The organism is Aeromonas sp. R2-2, from assembly GCF_040908355.1.
GTDB classification, from domain to species: domain Bacteria; phylum Pseudomonadota; class Gammaproteobacteria; order Enterobacterales; family Aeromonadaceae; genus Aeromonas; species Aeromonas veronii.
This window is the reverse complement of record NZ_JBFODQ010000072.1, coordinates 18890-39181: the sequence shown is the minus strand read 5'-3', so window position 1 is coordinate 39181 and position 20292 is coordinate 18890. Positions and strand designations below refer to the sequence as shown.

Annotated in this window: 18 protein-coding genes; all 18 read right to left on the bottom strand. The window is 45.6% G+C overall.

Translation table 11 applies throughout. The annotated features are described in order from the left end of the window. The 18 genes from AB5Z09_RS14935 to AB5Z09_RS14850 all read right to left on the bottom strand — a co-directional run bounded on the left by AB5Z09_RS14935 (position 1) and on the right by AB5Z09_RS14850 (position 20182). Positions 1–2325 (bottom strand): PEP-utilizing enzyme, encoded by a 2325-nt coding sequence (locus tag AB5Z09_RS14935; protein WP_368195606.1) that lies wholly within the window; start codon positions 2323–2325, stop codon positions 1–3. A 91-nt stretch (positions 2326–2416) separates the two neighbouring features. After that, positions 2417–3205: a class I SAM-dependent methyltransferase gene (locus tag AB5Z09_RS14930; RefSeq protein WP_368195605.1), complete on the bottom strand. Its 789-nt coding sequence runs from the start codon at positions 3203–3205 to the stop codon at positions 2417–2419. Then, positions 3202–3726, bottom strand: coding sequence for an adenylyl-sulfate kinase (locus AB5Z09_RS14925; RefSeq protein WP_368195604.1), 525 nt, complete (start codon positions 3724–3726; stop codon positions 3202–3204). The genes AB5Z09_RS14930 and AB5Z09_RS14925 overlap by 4 nt, the downstream gene beginning before the upstream one ends. 6 nt (positions 3727–3732) lie before the next feature. Then, positions 3733–4719: a hypothetical protein gene (locus AB5Z09_RS14920; RefSeq protein WP_368195603.1), complete on the bottom strand. Its 987-nt coding sequence runs from the start codon at positions 4717–4719 to the stop codon at positions 3733–3735. 1 nt (position 4720) lies between these two features. Then, positions 4721–5194, bottom strand: coding sequence for a hypothetical protein (locus AB5Z09_RS14915; RefSeq protein ID WP_368195601.1), 474 nt, complete (start codon positions 5192–5194; stop codon positions 4721–4723). After that, positions 5173–6147, bottom strand: coding sequence for a hypothetical protein (locus AB5Z09_RS14910; RefSeq protein WP_368195599.1), 975 nt, complete (start codon positions 6145–6147; stop codon positions 5173–5175). Before AB5Z09_RS14910 ends, AB5Z09_RS14915 begins: the two co-directional genes overlap by 22 nt. Further along, on the bottom strand, positions 6137–7564 hold the full coding sequence (locus AB5Z09_RS14905; protein ID WP_368195598.1) for a glycosyltransferase: 1428 nt from the start codon (positions 7562–7564) through the stop codon (positions 6137–6139). Before AB5Z09_RS14905 ends, AB5Z09_RS14910 begins: the two co-directional genes overlap by 11 nt. A gap of 1 nt (position 7565) precedes the next feature. Continuing rightward, entirely contained in the window at positions 7566–9044 is a 1479-nt protein-coding gene (locus tag AB5Z09_RS14900; RefSeq protein WP_368195597.1) for a glycosyltransferase, read from the bottom strand. Between the two features lie 71 nt (positions 9045–9115). Further along, positions 9116–10348 carry a glycosyltransferase gene (locus AB5Z09_RS14895; protein ID WP_368195596.1) on the bottom strand — a complete coding sequence of 411 codons (1233 nt, stop codon included), beginning with the start codon at positions 10346–10348 and terminating at the stop codon, positions 9116–9118. Beyond that, positions 10345–12750, bottom strand: a complete 2406-nt coding sequence (locus AB5Z09_RS14890) for a hypothetical protein (protein ID WP_368195595.1) — start codon at positions 12748–12750, stop codon at positions 10345–10347. Before AB5Z09_RS14890 ends, AB5Z09_RS14895 begins: the two co-directional genes overlap by 4 nt. 25 nt (positions 12751–12775) lie before the next feature. Then, entirely contained in the window at positions 12776–13939 is a 1164-nt protein-coding gene (gene glf / locus AB5Z09_RS14885) for a UDP-galactopyranose mutase (protein WP_368195594.1), read from the bottom strand. After that, positions 13936–14907, bottom strand: coding sequence for a glycosyltransferase family 2 protein (locus AB5Z09_RS14880; RefSeq protein ID WP_368195592.1), 972 nt, complete (start codon positions 14905–14907; stop codon positions 13936–13938). Before AB5Z09_RS14880 ends, glf begins: the two co-directional genes overlap by 4 nt. Before the next feature lie 168 nt (positions 14908–15075). Next, on the bottom strand, positions 15076–16281 hold the full coding sequence (locus AB5Z09_RS14875) for an acyl-CoA reductase (RefSeq protein ID WP_368195590.1): 1206 nt from the start codon (positions 16279–16281) through the stop codon (positions 15076–15078). Further along, positions 16260–17315 (bottom strand): acyl-protein synthetase, encoded by a 1056-nt coding sequence (locus AB5Z09_RS14870; RefSeq protein ID WP_368195589.1) that lies wholly within the window; start codon positions 17313–17315, stop codon positions 16260–16262. The genes AB5Z09_RS14875 and AB5Z09_RS14870 overlap by 22 nt, the downstream gene beginning before the upstream one ends. Next, positions 17312–18670, bottom strand: a complete 1359-nt coding sequence (locus AB5Z09_RS14865) for an AMP-binding protein (RefSeq protein WP_368195587.1) — start codon at positions 18668–18670, stop codon at positions 17312–17314. Before AB5Z09_RS14865 ends, AB5Z09_RS14870 begins: the two co-directional genes overlap by 4 nt. Continuing rightward, positions 18667–19416, bottom strand: a complete 750-nt coding sequence (locus AB5Z09_RS14860; protein WP_368195586.1) for an SDR family NAD(P)-dependent oxidoreductase — start codon at positions 19414–19416, stop codon at positions 18667–18669. Before AB5Z09_RS14860 ends, AB5Z09_RS14865 begins: the two co-directional genes overlap by 4 nt. Further along, on the bottom strand, positions 19416–19649 hold the full coding sequence (locus tag AB5Z09_RS14855; protein ID WP_042012685.1) for an acyl carrier protein: 234 nt from the start codon (positions 19647–19649) through the stop codon (positions 19416–19418). Before AB5Z09_RS14855 ends, AB5Z09_RS14860 begins: the two co-directional genes overlap by 1 nt. Beyond that, positions 19646–20182 (bottom strand): GNAT family N-acetyltransferase, encoded by a 537-nt coding sequence (locus tag AB5Z09_RS14850; protein ID WP_368195585.1) that lies wholly within the window; start codon positions 20180–20182, stop codon positions 19646–19648. The genes AB5Z09_RS14855 and AB5Z09_RS14850 overlap by 4 nt, the downstream gene beginning before the upstream one ends. Between the last annotated feature and the right edge of the window lie 110 nt (positions 20183–20292).

Genomic DNA, 20292 nt, shown 5'->3' with positions numbered 1-20292 from the left:
TCAACTTAATATATCGACTTTTTTAGCCGCACAATTGATTGTTATCCTGCTAACAGACGACCACTTTTTAAACAAAACTTCACCGGCGCCAATTATCGCAGGAATACCCAACTCCCCGGCACGAATGGCCATATGAGAGTTCGCACCACCCCATGCAGTAACCAAACCGGCGATCGGATATGAAAATATCCAGTCATAACCAGGGTCTGCACTTTGAATAAATATAATCGCCCCAGAGAAATTATCTTTATTGGAATCGGTTACCACATGCCCTGTTGTAACCCCTTGAGTAATAAAATTAGGATTTGCTTCGGACAGTTCGAATGCCCAAACATCATCAGGTGATGTAATAACTGGGGGAAGAATTATTTTCAAACTGTCCTTATATCTACTCATTCCTACATCAATAGAGCGACGAATAGCATCGACAGGGTCCATCGCTCCTACTTGTAATTCTTTGAAGACAGAAATATCACAGTATGACATTGCTGATTTACTAAATCCTAAAGACTCACCGTAGGAACCGACTAATGCGATGATATCGGATAAATTTCTCGTGAACTCAAATTTAGACCATTCTCTTAGCTCAATACCTGATTCCAAAAAATCAAACAAGCCCACCACATCCGGTTTTAACCCATGATCTCTAAGCAACGCTGAGATCGACTTCATCTGATTAAGAGTCAGCGAAAAAGGGGAACTCATTGATGCTGCATTCGATGTTGAAGAATTCCAATCAAAATACAAATCTGGAGCCTCATCATAGCGAGGGGATTCTATATCGTATGTCCCCGGGCGTAAATGCCCATATTTATTTAAAAATAGCTCTTTACTTAAAATATCTCTATCATGGGATAACTGACCACTTACAGTGCTTAAACTATTCATGAAACAATCATAATCATGTTGAGTAAACACGCCCACACTAACCAAAGACTTTAGAAACTGTACTGCAATAAAACCGGCTCGAGCCAAACCAGCAAAAGGTAGCGTACCATAACGCTTAGTATCTTCGATTAACCAATATATAGTATCTAGTTTTCCAATACTGGATTGCAGCAGCCTTTCCCTTCTCTCTTTGAGAATATCGAGTTTGCTTGCATCCTCTTTCCAGAGTCCCAACTCTGGATCGATGATCTTGTTGGTCAATTCCTTAAGATGCTCAGTAATTGTCGTGATCTCACGCTCAGAGAAACCTTCATTTTTCAAAGACTGCAGTCGCTCATGGAGATCAAGAGTATAACAGGAATAGACGATCTCGAATTCAACCTTATCATGTAGATAAGGTTTATCCAGCAAGCGATCTATATAAGCATCGACCAGCTTTCCGGCAACATTATCTGGCAGGTTGGCTGGAATAAACGAGTTAAATGACAAGCGAACATCAATGTATGGCATGCCATAAAAATGTAGCATTAAAGGAAAGCTTCTAAGATTCCGATAGCCGTAGTTATTTCGTTGGTATGCCCATGTGCTATCTGTTATAAGCTCACGATACAGTGATAAAGCCAGTGGCTTTGGCCTTAATCCGATTATTTCGGCAGGATTCCAATCAGGCATCACACCGTAGACAGTCCTCTTCCCCATCAAGAATGGGTGTTCACTCATGCCCAATTCAACTTTATCTGTAATCTGTCTTAATTTCTTATAATGCTCATCATCCGAGTCAGGTCGATATTTCAATATGAGAGGTCTGGCTTGTAACAACCACAGAGTCAAACAGCCATCCGATTTGGTAAAAGCAAACTCACAATCAACAGGAATGCCACCGAAATATACTAAAAGCTCATCAATCAACTTGATAACTTGTGATATATAAGGATTTTCAATTTTATCAGAAGATACATGGCTGGATGATATCCATATTTTCCCACCACATCCTGATGTGATAAAAGCTGTGTTTTCACCTTCATGCCAATTAATAACTCGATAAGGAGAACAACTGCTTGGATCGTGACTAAACGCGACGCCAGATAACACAACCTGCTCTAGCATTGGCTGTACCAATACCTGATCATTATCATCCGGATGCTCACCATAAGATGTGAATACCTGTTCAATAGCCGATTCTAAAAAACCAAACTCGACATTTGCAACAGAGAGGAACGCCCCTGCATTCGACTGTGAATGGCTATCTTCTGCCATACAACTAGATCTTACAATTAACCGACCAGATATATTATCGTGCACTGAATTTATGATAGCGTGGCGATCCTCAATCCACATTCCATAAGAAAAATATATAGAAAATGGAATGTTTGCACTTAGCCTGACTCCACTTAAGGTAGCCAATGTTTCCGCTTTAGTACCAAATTGAAGCATCATTAGTCACCATATTTAATATATGGCCACAGTAGCTAAACAGCGGCCACTCTTCTTTAATTAAGTTATATGAATGCTAATTAACGATAAAAAATTAGACCACTTTTCTAGCAGACCAAGCTCTTGTCAAATAATCAGCTTCAATAAAATCCAGGCCTTTAATTTTAGACTCAACAAATTTGATAAAGTCATCAAATAACTTACGTCCAAGCTGAGCCTGAAGATCATTAACTGAATGCCATGCCCCCAAATAACGCTCTGGTGTCATGTATACAGAGTGACGTCCTTCAATATATATTACATCATCAAAGTATGGGCTATCATTTAGTTTTTCCGTTAAAACGTCAGTGACACCTGAACGTCCTGATGACACTCTATTTATATCTTTTTTTAGGAAAATTAAATAGTTTTCTATTTCTACTAAAAGTGGGTTGGTTTCTATCAGACGAGGATTCCATAATGCAACGAATCGACCATTGTCTTTTAAAACCCGATGAAACTCTTGAGTCGCCTTATCAAAATCAGCCCAATGAAACGACGATGCCATAGAGATCAGATCACAACTTTCAGATAATAGTCCCGTATCTTCACCGGAACCGGGCTTCCATATCACATCGGCAAATTTAGCGTTGTTAGGTGTATCACAAATACCAAATTTTCTCATGTCGTCATTAGGCTCAACTGCAATAACACTCTTAACGCCAGCTTCCCTGACCATTCTAGTCCAAATCCCTGTACCAGCACCGACATCAACAAAATCGATATCATGTACCGGCTTATCAACAAGGGACAGCAGAGCCTTTAATACAGAAACACTATAATCCGGACGATTTTTTGAATATCTTTCAGCTAGGCCGGTAAAATCACCACTATTGACTTTCATTCTATAACCCCCTTTATATTATTGTATATACACTCAGCATTTTCTTCTGCATTAATTGCTTCAGAGTATTCTATTTTCAAATCAGGATGCGTTGGAAATTCACTTTTAATATCAAGTCCACAAATATTATCTATGTGGCCAGCAGCATAATTTTTGTAGAGTCCTTTTTGATTTCTAGATGAAAGAACATTCAAAGGAACATCTAAATATACCTCATAGTATCCTTGTATATTATCCCTATTCCATTTATGTATTTCGTGAAATAATGATATTGTAGATATTACAACTGTTACACCTTGTTTAGATAACATATCACAAAGAGCAGAGTATTTATACGCGATTCTCAATCTGTTAGTAAGTGAGTGAGGATCGCCAGTAACATCGGAAAAAAAAGCACTTCTCAGTTCATCTCCATCCAAGTGAACGACATTTTTTTCTCCCGCATTCCTCAACTTTGATACAAGACACCTTGCAACCGTTGTTTTTCCGGCACCAGAAAGGCCTGTAATCCATATCACCATTTTACATTACCATTCATCTATAACATTTGGATGCCGTATAGAAAGTTGCTTTATATAAGGATTATAGTAAGAGGATATTTTTTGCTCTACATCTTTAGGAATATGATTTATATATTCACTCCTAGCAGCATGTACTATATCGATAGCACCTGCTAACCATCCTTCCAACTCTCTATTAATTTTAGAACATAGCTCACCCATATGTTCTTGAAAAGAGATTATATCACCTAAAGAAAATAAAAAATCATGGTCAATAAATCCATATATCTTTCCAAAAGCCATACTATCTACATTAATGATTTTAATGTAACGCCTAAAAATATGCTTTGGCAATCCACTTACCGCAGGCCCAGCCTCCAATTCAGAAAAGTAAATCTGAACTAGCTTGTCCTTTATTTTTATATTCATTGGAATAAAAGATAAAACTATGGATAAAGAGGATTCTGCCTTAATTGAAATATCATTAATATCATGTTGCTGAACATTCAACCACAATGATATTTTATTCATTGTTTCTTGTGCTCTGTCTATTTTTAGCGAAGAAAAACCAATACACATCACATTCCTAAACTCATGCTCTAAGCTCATCCCAATAGCTATAGAGTTTTGTCTAATAATAAAGTCACGATGCAGTAATATTTCATCAACTACAGGCCTTTCTTTTCTATATCCAAAATGATATTGTAATAAGCAAAAATTATAATATGATATAGCCAAATCAAGTGGATTTCTCACCGAATAAAGAAAATACTTACGAGTGATTATTCTCTTTATTGTTTCCCAATAACAAAAGTTATTCACTACATGAAGGTGATAATATGAAAGATTTCCATTATTAAATATATCTACTCTATGATGTCTTGTTATAATTTCATTTCTTGTATATCCAAGAGGATTTATCTGAGGATGGTCATCCAAACATTTTGAAATAAAATTAGTACCACATCGAGCAAGAGACATCACAAATAAATCATATTTATCTACACTTGCCATATCATAATCCTTCGCATGAGGATATATAAAATTCGATAGGGGAAGTTTCTATCAACCATTGATAAGAATAATATATAGGCATAATATTTATTATATTTTTTTCTGCGACACCAATATTTTTTAATTGGGTCTTGATGTCATCATGCCAATCGCTAAGTACAAGAATCAATGCATTTTTATTATTATTTAACACGCATGGTGAAAATATGGTCAATCCATTGAACTGTGATCCCCACTTTCTTTCATCATTATCAAGAATTCCAGATAGCAAACCATTTAATAACCCAGAGTTTATAAGAGCCCTTCCGCCCGCTCCAGCCCCAAATAAATATACAGAAGCACTATTGGAGGTATGCAGCCTATTAAATAGTTGATTTATTTTAGCAATAAACAAAAATGAGCTTTTATCACGCTCACCATCTAACTCTAACGTTTTATATACATCATCAAAATTTAAATCGATCTTAATGCCCATTTATCTCTCCATAGAATATCTATCTCAGGATAATACTCGCAAACCCGATTGTAATAATCTTGACATTCATCATCAATTATTGCCATAACTTGTGATGGTAATGAACTAATCTTCTTACTTTGAAATAGTTCTAACTTTTCTTCAAGCCTGTTTACCCAAGGTAAAAAAACACTATCGATCATTAACTCCACATCAAGAGCAGTTAACCCATGATACTGAAGTCTATTAGCATAGAGCTCCCCCTTACTAATGCATATGGTTAGCATACCAAGCTCATCGGTGCTGGTAACGCCAATGGGATGAAGGTGCTTAGGCACTACTTGACCATGTCTGATAAAATATATAGCCCAGTTAATATTCTTATGATTGATAAGTAAGGGGGATCTTTTCAAGAAAAAATCAACGTGATCTCTTTTAAATGAAATATCATTTTCAAAATTTGCACATGCTTCCAAACCTAACCATTGATAAATATCATTCATTGTTTTATTTATATGAACAGATGATAGATTTGAAAAATCAACTACTTTTACTTTCTCATAATTACAATAATGACTTGAGTAACTTAATGAACAATGCAATGAATTCATGTTGCCTTGCATTATATACTTTCCAATATCAACGATCTCATTATTAGAGATAATATCTTGCTGTAGTGATGCATTATAATTTGCAATCATTTGCTCATAAGGATGCCTCACAGGGTGAATAAGATACTTATGTTTTATAGGTACATCGCCGCTATATAAAAAGTCTGTATTACCATCATGCCAAATAAAAACATTTCGTTTGCAATTGATAATGTCAGTGAACGTTTTATCTGAATATTCATGAGCCCTGAATTTAGTGCCATAATATCCAGGACAATATATTTCAGGGTGTTTGGACATGTATTTACAGAGCGAGTCAGTCCCCACTCGATAACCAGTTATTATCGTAACATCAAAATACATCCCTTCCCCCGCCAAAAATACCGATTATTTTATCGCATGTTTCCCTATGTATATCTTCGAAGTTTTCTATAGCAGGTACGATTTCATTTAACTCTCCATTGCATGCATTTTTCATTGCTAAATAAAGAGCATCAATATTATTCTCCACCAATACCCCCCCCCCTAGATTGGTAATTAGCTCCATAGCACCAGCTGTTTTTGTCGCAATCACAGGTGTGCCAAGTAAAAGGGATTCGAGGATAACTAGCGAAAAACCTTCGGAACGCGATGATGATATAAGAAAATCAGCCGCATCAATATACTGGTAAGGATATGCAAGATGCCCCAAGAGGCTGACATTTGGAACATTAAGTTCCTCTATCATTTTCAAAATATGGGGCCTATCATTTCCCTCTCCAATAATAAGCAGCTGATAATTATCATAACCCTCATCATTCAGCCTATTACATATACTTACCAGCAGGTCAAAACCTTTCACATAGTCAAGACGACCTACAGCCACAAATGTTATTTTATCAAATGCTAACTGACGTTTGTGCCTTGTAATATCGCTTACATTCACTATATTATAAATGACATGCTTTTGAACGTGTGTGAGCTCCGAGAACAAGCATTCCCAAATAACTTGAGCGTTGTGTGTTACAAAGACAATATCTGTGAACAACGAATATAACATTGATGCATATTTTTTCTTTTTTCCATCGTTAAGATAATACGCAAGATCAGAATGTATCCATCCTATCTTTTTGTCCGCATTACCAGCAACGACTAGACATGAACTTAATCCATCTAGAAATGATACTTCAATAGAACTATCAGTTATTCTCAGTATTTTTCTAATAGCTTTCCATTCAATTAATGTAAATGCTAAATCAACTAATTCTTTGTCACTGGGATTGAATAATACTCTTATCGGAAATCCATCAGGTATTGAATCGAAATAATCCCCCGTATTGAAGGTCACGGTAAGAGATGCTGAAATATTTTTCTTTGAAAGCATTTTGGTTAGATCAACCAAAGCTTTTTCAGCGCCGCCATTACCTAATGTGTCGATGAAAAATGATACGTTTCCTTTGGTGCCACTCACATGAGCATCACTATTTATTAAGACTCTGCCTAATAACGATTGGAATATATCAGTCAATATCTCTCGACCATGAGCAATCAGAGACTCATCGACTCCAATATTAATTAACTGTGAGTGTATCTCTTTGACATAAGAACTGAGTATAAAAATACCATCAATTTTTTTTAATAAAATATCTTCAGGGGGGATGACCGTAACACCATCGATTATAGAACCATGTAGAGAATTGTTATTATCTGAAAATGCAACAATGTCACACAACCCATTTATATAAATCAATGATCTTCTGTATAAACTGCCTGTACCAAATATCACTATCTTTTTTTTCATATCATTCCCCTCTAAGTATCATACCATTCCATTGCTTACTTTCGTCTTTTCCAGATAAACTGTTCTGGCCACTAATGGATTTAAACTTTAATATTGGATGATACATTGGTATGGTTAGTAGATGATAAAGTGCCGAGGTTAAGCCATCTTCATCATTTTCACACAAGTAACCATAACGACCATTTGCTAGCATCCCTGCGTTTCCTTCGCAATTGGTCGCGATAACAGGGGTTCCGAGGATTATCGCCTCACCAATAGCAAGTGGATGACCTTCACTAACCGAAGATGAAAAAAGGCACTGCGCATGATAAATATAAGAGTAGGGGTTTTCTTTCTGCCCAAGTAGATAAATATTCTCTTCCATACCAAGCGAAGATATCAATCTCTGCAGATTTTCTTTTAATGGTCCATCCCCGATGATAACTAACTTTAAAGGATTTTTAATACCACAGATAGCTTTCGAATAAGCACGGACAAGCTTGTCGAACCCTTTAACTTCCACAAGCCTGCCTACTGCAACAAAGTATGGAAATGGGAGCAATTCACCAGACTCTTTTTGAGCATTATTTCTTACTGCATCAACATCAAAGATATTACCAATAATAGCCATGCGATGACCAAAGTCACCTATTTTACTCATAAATCCTTTCTTGACAGATTCGGAAACAAATATAATATTATCCATCATGGCATACGCATTATATTCTTCATGCAGTGAAGCATAGGACTGTTTACTGATATGGTGCGTATCTAAATTGGCATGAACACATGCTACCCGATAATGACTATTGACACCAGAAACCAGGTATGTGGACAAACCTTCAATATAGGCCGTGGCGGTATCGTACTTACATCCTCCGAATAGTTTATTACAAATATCAAACGCAGAGTAATGTATAAACAAACAACGATACAGCAATCTATTTTCAAGAGATGTGAAGATTTCGACTGTCGACACCAGATTATTTACGTCATTGAAGAACTCACCTCCCCCTTCAATGACAACTACCAGCACTTTGATCCTGTGCTCAATTCGCCTACACAGATTTAGCAATGCGCGTTCAGCACCACCACGTCCCAAAGAGTTCATGACTATCAATTTATTTTTCGCATCGGATAGCGATGATATTTTAGCCCTAGCAGACTCAAATTCCGGATGGGCAATCAAATAACGAGCGACGCTGGCACTTATCGACGCATCATCATACACAGCTCTGATCAAGTCACAGCTAATACCAAGATTTATTAGCTGTAAACTGATCTCATCAAAATACATGCTAGCAACAATTATAAAATCAAAATCCATCATTCCTATAGTCGCTGGGTCAATGACTTTAATTCCATGTTGAATGCTACCATGTAACTTAATATCATTATCCGATAAGGCAATAATGTCATAGTTTGAATGGATAAATGGAAGAAATGTTTGAAATAACCTGCCAGTTCCAAACACAATAACTCTGCCCATAACAAATTCCATCCTGTAATCGTTCAATTCAGGTCCAGACCTTTTTACGAAGATCATGCTGATATTATTCGAATATATAATAACTATTTTTTGCTATAGCGATCTTGCCATGTAGTTATAATATTTTGGTAAGCAGTCAAATGTTCGGCAAACATAACATTCTTACTGTGATTATCAGTTACCCATTCTCTTGCCGTCATACCTTTAGCAATAAGATCAGGGACTGACGATAACGCATGAGCCAATGCGTTTGCCAAAGCATGGAAATCACCTGTTGGTACCAACCATCCTCTTTCATTATTTCCCAATAACTCAGGTATTCCTCCAGTTGCATACGCAACCGCGGGCAGACCACAGGCCATCGCTTCCAATAACTGCAAAGGCTGGTTATCAGCTAGGCTTGGCATCAGTAATAGATCTGCCTGGTGGTAATAACTAACCAACATATTCTGGTCACGGATATGGCCGGTGAAGGTTACAACAGGTAATCCTTGAAAACTGGTTTTCGTACTGTCATCGGCATCTCCAATAACGATCAGTTCATAAGCTCGGTATGTTAATAACTGTGTCAGAGCTTTGATTGCATCGGTGATACCTTTGTAGGGACTGGATAGGGAGGCAGCCGCAAGTACAATGATTGGAACATCTTTAACTGGTCTGGTCACAGGCTTAAATATGTTTATGTTTACCCCGTTTCGAAGCAGCAAGGGGGGACTTTGCACATGACCGCTATCCAATGCCCACTGCTGCAACCAACGAGACGGCGTTGCCAACGTCAGTTGTGAGACATCAAGAGCCTGCTGATTCAGGCGCCTCTTCAAACGGCTGTAATCAAACCGGCTATCCAATGGCCATTGGCCATGTTGTGGGCAATTACCACAGCCACTACGATAATTGGTACAACTCAAAGGATTAATACAGCCACCCGTGAAGGCAGAGCAATCGTGCTGAGTCCATAAGACCGGCATCTGCTTAGCCAGTCTCTGCACACTCCAACTGGACATAGCTGACGAGATATCGTGGACATGAACCAAATCAAAATTGGCCGGTAAATTCTGCCAATAAAGATTGGGCCATTCAAAAGGAATGACATCAGGTGCAAACCAGCTTTTGATATTTCTGCTGTAACGGTAAAAACTACGCTGCCAACGCTCACCATAGAGGCGACGACGGTGTGCGTCATAACCTGTGTGTGTCCACGAAACCCAATGGACGGTCTCATGACCCTGCTCCCTGAATCCTTCAGCCAAGTCTTGTGCGATACGGCTGGCCCCGCCCCCTGCAGCATCAGCCTTGGACAAAAAAGCAATTTTCAAGGTCTGCTCCCCTTTATGGCGTAAATAGCGGGACAAGGTAAATTCTGTTCTTGGTAATAACGAACGATGCATTCTACGATAGCGACAGAGAAGGCAGCCGAAGCAACCAGATATTGGCCGCAACCATCTCTGGCAGCACGAGCCAATGGCACTATCTCCCTATCAAGTATCCTCAAGCCATGAAGTGTTACATTGCTGTCGACAACAAAATCAATCTCAATTCCTCTCGCCATAGCTTCATGAAGCATCTCATGGCCTAACTTGCCACCACCATAAAGGGTCGCCTTGCTATATCCAGCATGTTTTAGCTGTTCGAGCAAGGTAACACACAATAACTTGTGATCAACATCATTAAATAAAGCCCTACGCTGAGCCGCCAATATGTCAGAACGGTAACGAGTTACTACCCCTTGAGGCCAACGCACCCCACGACTTTGGTAACCCCATTGCTGGCGGGCTTGACGAAGAAAATCATCAGGCCCAATCAATCGCAACAATTCCTCATCGGACGCTGCACAAATTCGGCCATAGGAATCAGAACCGGCATTATCATCAAATAACAGATCCCCAAGAAAAGTTGCCTCTTGGCTAGTTGGCAATTCCAAGAGTCTCTGAATATATCTGAGCTCTACTGCACGAACTTCCGGTCCAGTGAGCCAATCATATTCTACATACTGACAAGCATGAGAAAAATGACGCCAAGCCAGATCAACACCTTTGGAGAACTCTTCCAGCAATAACTCCTGCTGCGGATCATAGAAAGCTCGCCCCAGCAATGGGGCGACTGTACCGTCATCAAGTCGCTGATAACCCAAAGTGGTCTGGTGGCGCCCCGTCAACAATATTTCAATGGGCTCGGGACTACGGTTAAATAGTCGTAGCAAGGGCACAGATTCAGGTGTATGCGGCATAAAGACTGCATATTGATGGCCATGGCGCCTGTGTTTGGCCAACTCAGGTATAGAGTAGAAAAGGTAGTTGATAGTTATTCTGTTCGCCAACTCGCCCAAACTATCTGCTAACCATGCTAAAGAATTTCCTCCCGGCCCCAAATCCATCATCGCGACCTTCTGGTGTCCATACCAGAGTGAGGAGGCGTAGTCCCTCAAACGACTTCTTGCTTCCTTGCTCGCCCTTCGTGCGGCTTCCTGTACAGGAATAGAAAAAATATACTCCTTGAGCTCTTTCTGACAAGGAATATCATAGAGCATTTGTGGTAAGTGCTCTTGCAAAGCCTGCGGCACTTCCGGTAATGCCAACTCTTCGATCAGAGCAGCCAGTGAGAATTGGCGACGACCGTAATATTGCCTAAGGGAATTTTCATCTAATTCTCTCATGGCCGGAAGAAAAGCTGCTCGTCTGGAAATATAGAATGGTTTAATCTCTAGGTTTGCACCCAGTTGAAAGGCTGCCTTTTCCAGCAATGGAGCTAAAATAGCCCCTTCTCTCATAATGGGGCAAATCATGCTCACCCCTTTTGCAATAGCATCTTTTACTGCCCAAAGTGCAAAAGCACAAAGCCCTGGACCGAGAACACTTGCACCGAAATAGCGGAAAAATGCTACAGGATCATTTTTTAAGGGATGAACAAAATGGCCAATACAACGAATTGAATGCAAAGGGTCCTGAATATTATCCATGCCCAATAACATTTCATTATGCCCTGTTGACATGGGCAAATGAATATGTTCGAGATGGCAAGCCATCAAACCATTTTTTTTAGCCTGTAGATAGTCAGCGGTAAGATCATCCCCTATATGCAATATCCGCTCGGGTCTTATCCCATCAACTGCTAATAACTTATTAAATAGAGTACCTGTACTTTTGTTGGCATCCTCTTCACAAGACAGAAAAAGATCGATCCCTGATATATCGATGTGGGCCTTGGCCAATAAGCGCTTGATGAAATCTCGAGGAAAATAAGTATCACTAGTCAAGCAGACTCGAATACTATCTTCTTGAAGTTTTTTGATTAGTACTCTGCTGTAAGGGTTCACGAAAGAATGAGCATATTCAACTTCTAATTCGAGAGTCATCAATTCCGTTATCGGCATAGTTGCCGGTGCCTGTGCCCATATCTGAGACAATGTCACTTCAGTGCTTTTTCCTGTACTCAAACGCCTTGCTTCATGCTCCAGATCCATGCGCAGTTGAGCAAAGTCTGCAGGTGACATACATTCATCAAGTAACCCTAGGGAAATGGCCTTACGTCCAATTTCCAGAAAAAGACTCTTTGGACTAATTAAGGCTCTATGTAGCAGAGTGTCAAAAATATCAAGAGACACTAGGTCATAGCGACTCCATGCGATCTCGGATAGTTTTAATGGCAATTGCCAATTCGCATTATAGGCCATATCCATACTTGCTTTGCATTGTATTTTTACTTGTTCTTGTTTACTCATCCCAAAATCCTTACTCGGAATGTTTTTATGTATGATGAAAGACGCTACGAGCAAATTTATGCAATGCATTTAATATCGCATCATCCATATCGAAATAACGATATTCGGCCAAACGCCCCAACGCGATTACTTGTGGAAATTGAGCTAACTCGGTACAACAAGCAAGGTAGCGTTGCTTGGCCTCATCGGTAAACAACGGGTAGTAAGGCTCTAACCCCTGCTCAGGCTTATAGTCACAGGGATATTCGTACACGATACTGGTGCCGGGATGCTGTTGCCCGCTGAAATGCTTGAATTCGGTTATCCGGGTGAAGGCTTCTTCATTCGGATAATTGACGGTGGTGACAGGTTGGAATTGCTCTTGCGCCAGATGGCGATGTTCAAAACGCAGCGAGCGGTATGGCAAGGAATTCCCCTCTGCCGGCATCAACTGATCAAGCATACCGGTATATATCAGTGGACCATCGAAAGGTGCGCCATCCAACCACACCAGCTTCTGATGCCAATCCAACCTGACACGCTGCACCATGGGGGTAGACAGCCACACGTCAATCAAAGGGTGCGCAAGTATGCGCTCAAACATGGCGGTATAGCCTGCGGCTGGCACCGCCTGCCAGGGGTCGGTGAAGTAGCGCTCATCCCGACAGACCACCACGGGAACCCGCGCCGTCACCTCGGGGGAGACCTGCTCGGGCGGTACCCCCCACTGTTTGCTGGTGTAGTTGACAAAGGCTTTCTGATAGATGAAATCAGCCAGTTCGCCCAGCAGGGGATCCTGCTCCTTGCGTAGTTCGAGAATCGGTACTCTGGCGCCATCCCCGAACCGGGTACGCAGGGCCTCAATCATGGCAGCGGCTTTGTCGGTCTGGAAGCAACGTTCGATGCTGGTCAGGTTGAACGGGATCGGCACCAATTGCCCATCGATGCGTGACAACACACGATGCTCGTAAGGCAACCACTCGGTAAACTGTGACAGGTAATCCCACACCTCCTTGTTGTCGGTATGGAAGAGATGTGGCCCATAGCGATGGATCAACACACCATGCTCGTCATACTCGTCAAAGCAGTTGCCACCTATATGGTCGCGCTGTTCCAGCACCAGCACCTTCCAGCCAAGCTGGCTGGCCATTCGTTCAGCCATGACGGCACCGGAAAGCCCAGCGCCAATGACGATCGCCTGATAACTCATGCCGCCTCTCCAAACAGTTGTTGCATGACCCGTGCTGGATGGGCCCGCTGCATCCAAGCCAGTTGGTGTCGCTCATCGAAGAACCAGCCTGGCGCCAGCTTCGCTACCTCAGTAACTGACTGTTCGATAAGCTGCGTGAAGCGGGCTACGTCATCCTGCCGCAGAAAGTAGAGTGCGGCAGAGTAATAGTGATGGGCACGCCCCTGGGCAATGGCCACGGGATCCGCCCCAAACGCAGCGGCGTTATCACAGGCGCGCAGCAGATCACTCAGCGACTGTTCACGACGTTCAGCCGATTTGCGGGTTTGCCCGCCAAAGCTCTGGGTATGGAAGCGATAGCGGCCCAATAATTCGGGGATAAAATCCAGCGTCCCCGGATTGTGGGAGAGGTTCAAGATATGCCAGGGATAATCGAGGATGATCTTGCACCCCTCATCGATGGCGTTCTCCATCCCTTCATAACGGCGAAACATAATGGAACTGGCATTGACGAACACCCCGAAACGGATCAATGCCTCCCGCGTCATCACTAGTTCGAGATAGCGAGCATTGTAATAATCGCGGGTGAAGAGCTTGATTCGTGCGCAAGTTTCATCATCAAACATCTCCGCTTCGTGGTAGCAAAGGGTGCAACCGGAATGCGCGTCCAGATAATCTGCCTGACGTTGCAGCTTGCCCGGCAGAGCCAGATCATCCCCGTCTACATAGGCGATATATTCGCCGTTCGCCTCTCTCAATAAGCGTTTCTGGGTCTTGGCCAACCCCATATTCTGCGCATTCTGTAGTGCCTTGAGTTGAGGCCACTGCTGTGCCAGCCGCTGCATAATGGCCCAGGAGTCATCGCTCGAGCCGTCATCAATGGCAATGACCTCAAAATCGAAATTGGTTTGCTGTTCCAGCAGACTTAGCAGACAGGGCTCGATAAAGCGCCCGAGGTTATACACCGGCACCAGTATGCTGACTTTCATAGAGAATCCAGAATTAGAGTAAAAAAGAAGCGAATTGGAGAAAATGGACAAGGCTACCGCACGGTCTCTGTCAACCCTTCCTGCCCTTCATGTCAATATTTACTGCAAGAGCCGTGCCTGACCAAGCTAATTCATTGATATAACTTGATTTATGTGACCAGGAATCCACTATTCAATACGGTCAAGCTGACGGCTGCAGGCCACCAGCATGTCGATGCCGTCCCAGAGCCATTCGAATACCAGCGCTTGTCCCGGACTTGCCACCCTATCGATACGGCAGCAAGGCGACAGCTGTAGAGCACACTCAAGCCGCATTTTATCTGGCCCAACCCAGACACAGGTCTGCATATCCCAAGGTTGTAACAGCAACTCTTCAAGGGTATCGGCAACGAATTCGGCAACTGTACCTCCTCCGATGTGTGCAAGCCGCAAAGAGGCGGTGGGAGTCAATAAGGTGACGCCAGCAAAGGTCTCCAGCTGCATCTGACCATCGAGAGCGGCATTTTGTTGACAATTGATGAGGCGCTCCATCATCAGGGCAGGGCTGTCTGCAAAAGGGACAAAGACTGCTTCGAGCCAACGACGGCGCAACACACTATCGGGAGTGCCCAACCAGCAAATCGTGGTGGGCGAGGCGCAGGCTTGCTGATTGAAACGGGTAAAGTCTTGTTGCAAAGCCGCAACCAATTGCCGCCACGCGGCAGCATCCAGGCTGGCTAGCCATTGGCTATCAAATACCGCCATGGAGCGACGATCCGGAAATACAATTTCCTGAGCGCGGGGTGAAAGCGGAATAGCCCGTACCTGACCGATGGTTTCATCACCACCCCAAATGATGCGCAGGCGGCACCGGGCCGACAGCCAAGCGGTGATGCCCTCGTCGTGGTCATAGCGGATAAAACGGGTACGGGAGGCAATCTCTTGCCACTCGGGCAGAGAGAAAAGCTCGTTCAGGATGGTCAGCATGGCCTCTTGCACCTGGTCGATGCGCGATGAGAGACGTACCACGGACCCATTGCCCATCAGCAGCGCCATGATCCAGGAGTAGAACGCGACGGTCGGCACGTTGGAGGGGACCAGATGAAAAACCATCCCCAAGGGTGCACGCCCTGCCGTGCGTTTGCGCTGTACCTCAATCTGGCGCGGCCGCAACCAAAAGCCAAAGGCGGCCAGATCCGGGTTCTCTCGCCCCTCCTTCAGCAGACGTGCAGAGAGCGCAGCCACAAAGTCGCAGATGACGGGCGCAAAGCTTGGCAACGGGCCAATGACAAAACCTTGCCAACCGCTGACGGGAGCCACGAAAGCGACCTCTGGCCCCGCTTGCCAAATGGCATCTTCTACATCTGACCGGATCACTGGAAAGTGTCGCTGCATCCCCTCACCTCGGCGCCTTGCTGACGCCCTGATACATGAAAATAACGGCCGAGACGTCCGCAGGGGCAATCATCTTCCCCCAGCAGCACGCCGAGATCCTCGCTGAGCAAACTGTGGCCTGGATAACTTTGGGGAATGGTCGAGAGCACTTGCAACAAACCGGGTTGACCGACCCCGAGCGGTCGATGGGTCAGCGGATCCCGCACCAGCAGATCGGCAAAGAGGGGAGCATGAAGATGGCCATGTTCACACTCAACAAACACCGACCCCACCTGTTCCACCATGCCATAGAAGTTATGCACCCGGCTCAGCCCCAACTGTTCATGGCAGCGCAGCTTGAAGGCAGGATTATCCACCGCGAGGTGTTGCAGCTTCTTCCAGCCACCGCTGTGAAAAAGCGTGCCCTGCGTCAGCGGCAGTTCTAGACCGCGCTCACGCAGCGGCTCCAGCAGACATTGCCACACCATGAAGGTGAAGCCGAACAGCAGGACCGGCTGGCCCGCATATTTGTCACAAAACGCCTCGATGACCGGCCAGTTGGGCCGCATCTGCTCATCGAGGGCATAAGTATGGTCTCGGCCAAGGAAGGAGAGCCCCAGCGCACCGGCACCGCGGGCGGAAAAACCGCTGCGGTTTTGAATCAGGGCGGGTTGCTCCACCAGCAGCATGGGAAGCCGTTGCTTGCCGACGAACTCTTGCAGGATCTTCACCAGCACCTTGCTCTGCAACGCGGCTGTATCCCTGTCCAGCACAATTCGTGACGGCGTTCCGGTAGTGCCAGAGGAGGTGAGCACCTTGAATACCTCTTCTTGCGGCACACTCTGCCATTGGGCCAATTTGAACAGGCGGGCGGCCAGATAGGGAAGCTCTTGATACGTCGAAGCCTGCCCCCAACCAAACGCCGACAGAATATTGGCAAAAGCTGGGCACCCCTGCGCATGGCGCTGCGTCAATTCATTCAGGCGAGCAAGGAGCAGCCCACTTTTTTCCTGTTGGGGCAGCCCGAAAACCGGCGCATCAAACAGCCTGTTCATAGCTGCTCCAGCTCTGTTAATAGGACCGGATAATCAATCTTCATATTGCTGCGTCGTGGCAAATGATGTTGGTAGATACGCACGCTTGATGGCGGCACCATCAGCCAGCGGGCCAGCTCCAGCTGCAGTGCGTCACAGGGGCACGCATCTGCCTCGATAGCCACCAACAGGCGATCATCGCGGCCGGTCGCAGCGCAGGCATAGCCCCTCCCCTGCAACCAGGCCTCCACTTCAGCCAAGCTCACCCGCTTGCCAAACAGCTTCAGGAAACGATTGAGCCTCCCAGTCAGATAGAATCGGCCCGCCGCATCACAACGAGCCAGATCGCCAGTAAAGAGCGCATCCATATCACGCCCCCGCGCCAGATCTTCAGGACGCTCCGCATAGCCCAGCATCACGTTTGGCCCTTCGTAGACCAGCTCCCCCTCCCCGTCGGGAAAGCCGGACTCATGACGCAGAGAGAGATGCCCGCCCGGTACGGCACGGCCGATGGCATTGGGGGCAATCATCACTTCATCGTGTGCCAACCAGGCGATGCGTGGTGCCGCTTCGGTCTGGCCATACATCACGAAAAAACGGCGACCAAGCACTGATGCCTGCTCGGCAAACTGTTTTGCCAGCGCCGGCTCAAGCCGTCCTCCTGCCTGGGTCAGTGTCATCAGGCTAGGATAACTGGCCCAGTCAAAACGCAAGCGGTTTAGCATCTGAAAGGTAAACGGGACCCCCGCCACGCTGGTGACCTGATGACGATTTACCTCATCCCAGAAGTGGCGCTCAAGGGGGCTGGCAGTGCATGAAACCAGAGAGGCGCCAACCAAAAGATGGCTGTTAAGTACCGACATCCCAAAGGAGTAAAAAAGTGGCAATGAGGTGATGGCTCGCTCACGCCCGTTCAGCGCCAGATATGCGGCGATGGCCGCGGCATTGGCATCAAGATTGGTTCGCGACAATCGCACCCATTTGCAGGAGCCGGTACTGCCCGATGTCGGCAGCAGCATGGCCAGCTCTGGGTGAAGTGAAGGGGCATCGCCAAGATGCGCAACTGCCCCATCCTCCAATACCCGCAGACTGACACCAAAGCGCTGGCTCTGCTCACGGTGCAACCGGGCATCCTGTGCAGGATCGGCCAGCATGATGGCGTGGCCATCACGCAGAGCCAACAAGTAGTGCAGCAGATGCAGGGTGGACGTCACAAATGGCAGGTAGACCAAATGGCGGCCAGCAGGATAGGTGGTGGCCAACTGCGCCACTCGCCGGGCCAGCTCACCATAACTGAGCCACCCCTCTTGCGGGTCTAGCCAGGCTGGTGCTGGATTTTCCTCTACCAAATGGCTCAGCAAGTCGGGCGCACTCAAATCACCATCCCCCCATCGACCCCAATCACCTGCCCGGTCACATAGCTCGACAAGTCGGACGCGAGAAACAGGGCAACTTTTGCCACTTCATCTGGCGTGCCAATCCGTCCCATCGCGATGCTAGCCACCCGCTCGGCAAACTTCTCTTCCGGGATGGCATGCGCCATATCGGTATCGATAAAACCTGGAGCAATGGCATTGACCCGGATCTGGCTGGCGGCCAGCTCTTTGGCCAGTGACTGGGTAATACCGATCACCGCTGCCTTGCTGCCGGCATAGCAACTGAGCCCGGCTGCCCCCACCAGCCCCATCAGGGAGGCGAGATTGATGATGCTGCCGCCACCACTGCGCTGCATCAGGCGGGCGGCATACTGGCTGCAGTAGATCACGCTAAAGGTATTGTTGCTGAATGTCTTTTGCAGATGGGTCTGGTTCGCCATCCCCAATAACGCCTCTTCCAGCATGCCGGCATTGTTGACCAGCACGTCCAGCTGGCGGGTCTGGGCAAACAGCTGTTGAAAGGCCTGCTTGACCGCCGACGGATCAGCCACATCAAAACAGAGAGGCTGGCAGGGCACTCCAAACTCAGTACCAATCGCGGTCGCCAGCTGACTCATGGTCACCTCATCACGGCCTCCCAGCCACAGTTCAGCCCCCTGAGAGGCAAACTGGCGGGCGATGGCAAGCCCGATGCCACGCCCGGCACCGGTGATCAACACCCGCTTGCCCTGCAACAGTCCCTGCATCAGAAAGCGACCCCGTACTTGGCCAGGATCTCGCGCGCCTTGCCGACCGAACTCATGTCGATAATGTCATCGGTGTCGAGCAGCACGCCGTAGTTATCCTCCAACTGGGCAATCAGTCCCATGTGGGCTACAGAATCCCACTGCGGGATACTGTTGTAGGCGAGCCCATCGCTGACGCTGCCGATATCGATACCCAGCGCCTCGGCAAAAACTTGTTCCAATGCGATTGTCATCTGAAAAATCTCCGTAGCCGCTCACGGGCGGCATAGTAATCAGCAGGCCGCAGTTCCAAAGCAAAAAATCCGGTCTCTTGCCCTATCTGGCGGTAACCCAGTTGTTCATTCAAGCGCAGGGCCGAGCGATTGTTCTCCCGAACCAAAGTGCGGATACAACCGATGTGCAACTCGTCAAAACCCTGATCAAGCTGGGATAAGGCAGCAGCAACGGCCAGCATGGGATGCCGCACGGTCGAGTTGCCCAGATAGAGTCCCGCATCGGCGACCGCCTGACCTTGTAGCTCGCCCTGGCACTCACCTTTCAGATTGACATAGCCCGCTCGTACACCCTTGCACCAGAGCACCCAGTGCTGCTGATCCCGCCGCTCACGGGTGGCGGTGAACCATTGGCGCTGTTGCCGTGGCGAAATACACGTCTGGGATACCATCTGCATTCGCACCTCATCCTTATTGCGCCAACGCCGCAAGGCAGGAAGATCCCACGGCGCGATCGGGCGTAGCTCAACGCCATAACTCATCTTCAACGCCATACAGTTTCCATAACTTCCATGACCTGTCTCTCTTATCGACCACACGGCCACCATTCCGTAGCAAAAATCGATAATACAAGCAGAAAAACCAGTATAATATCAAAAATAAT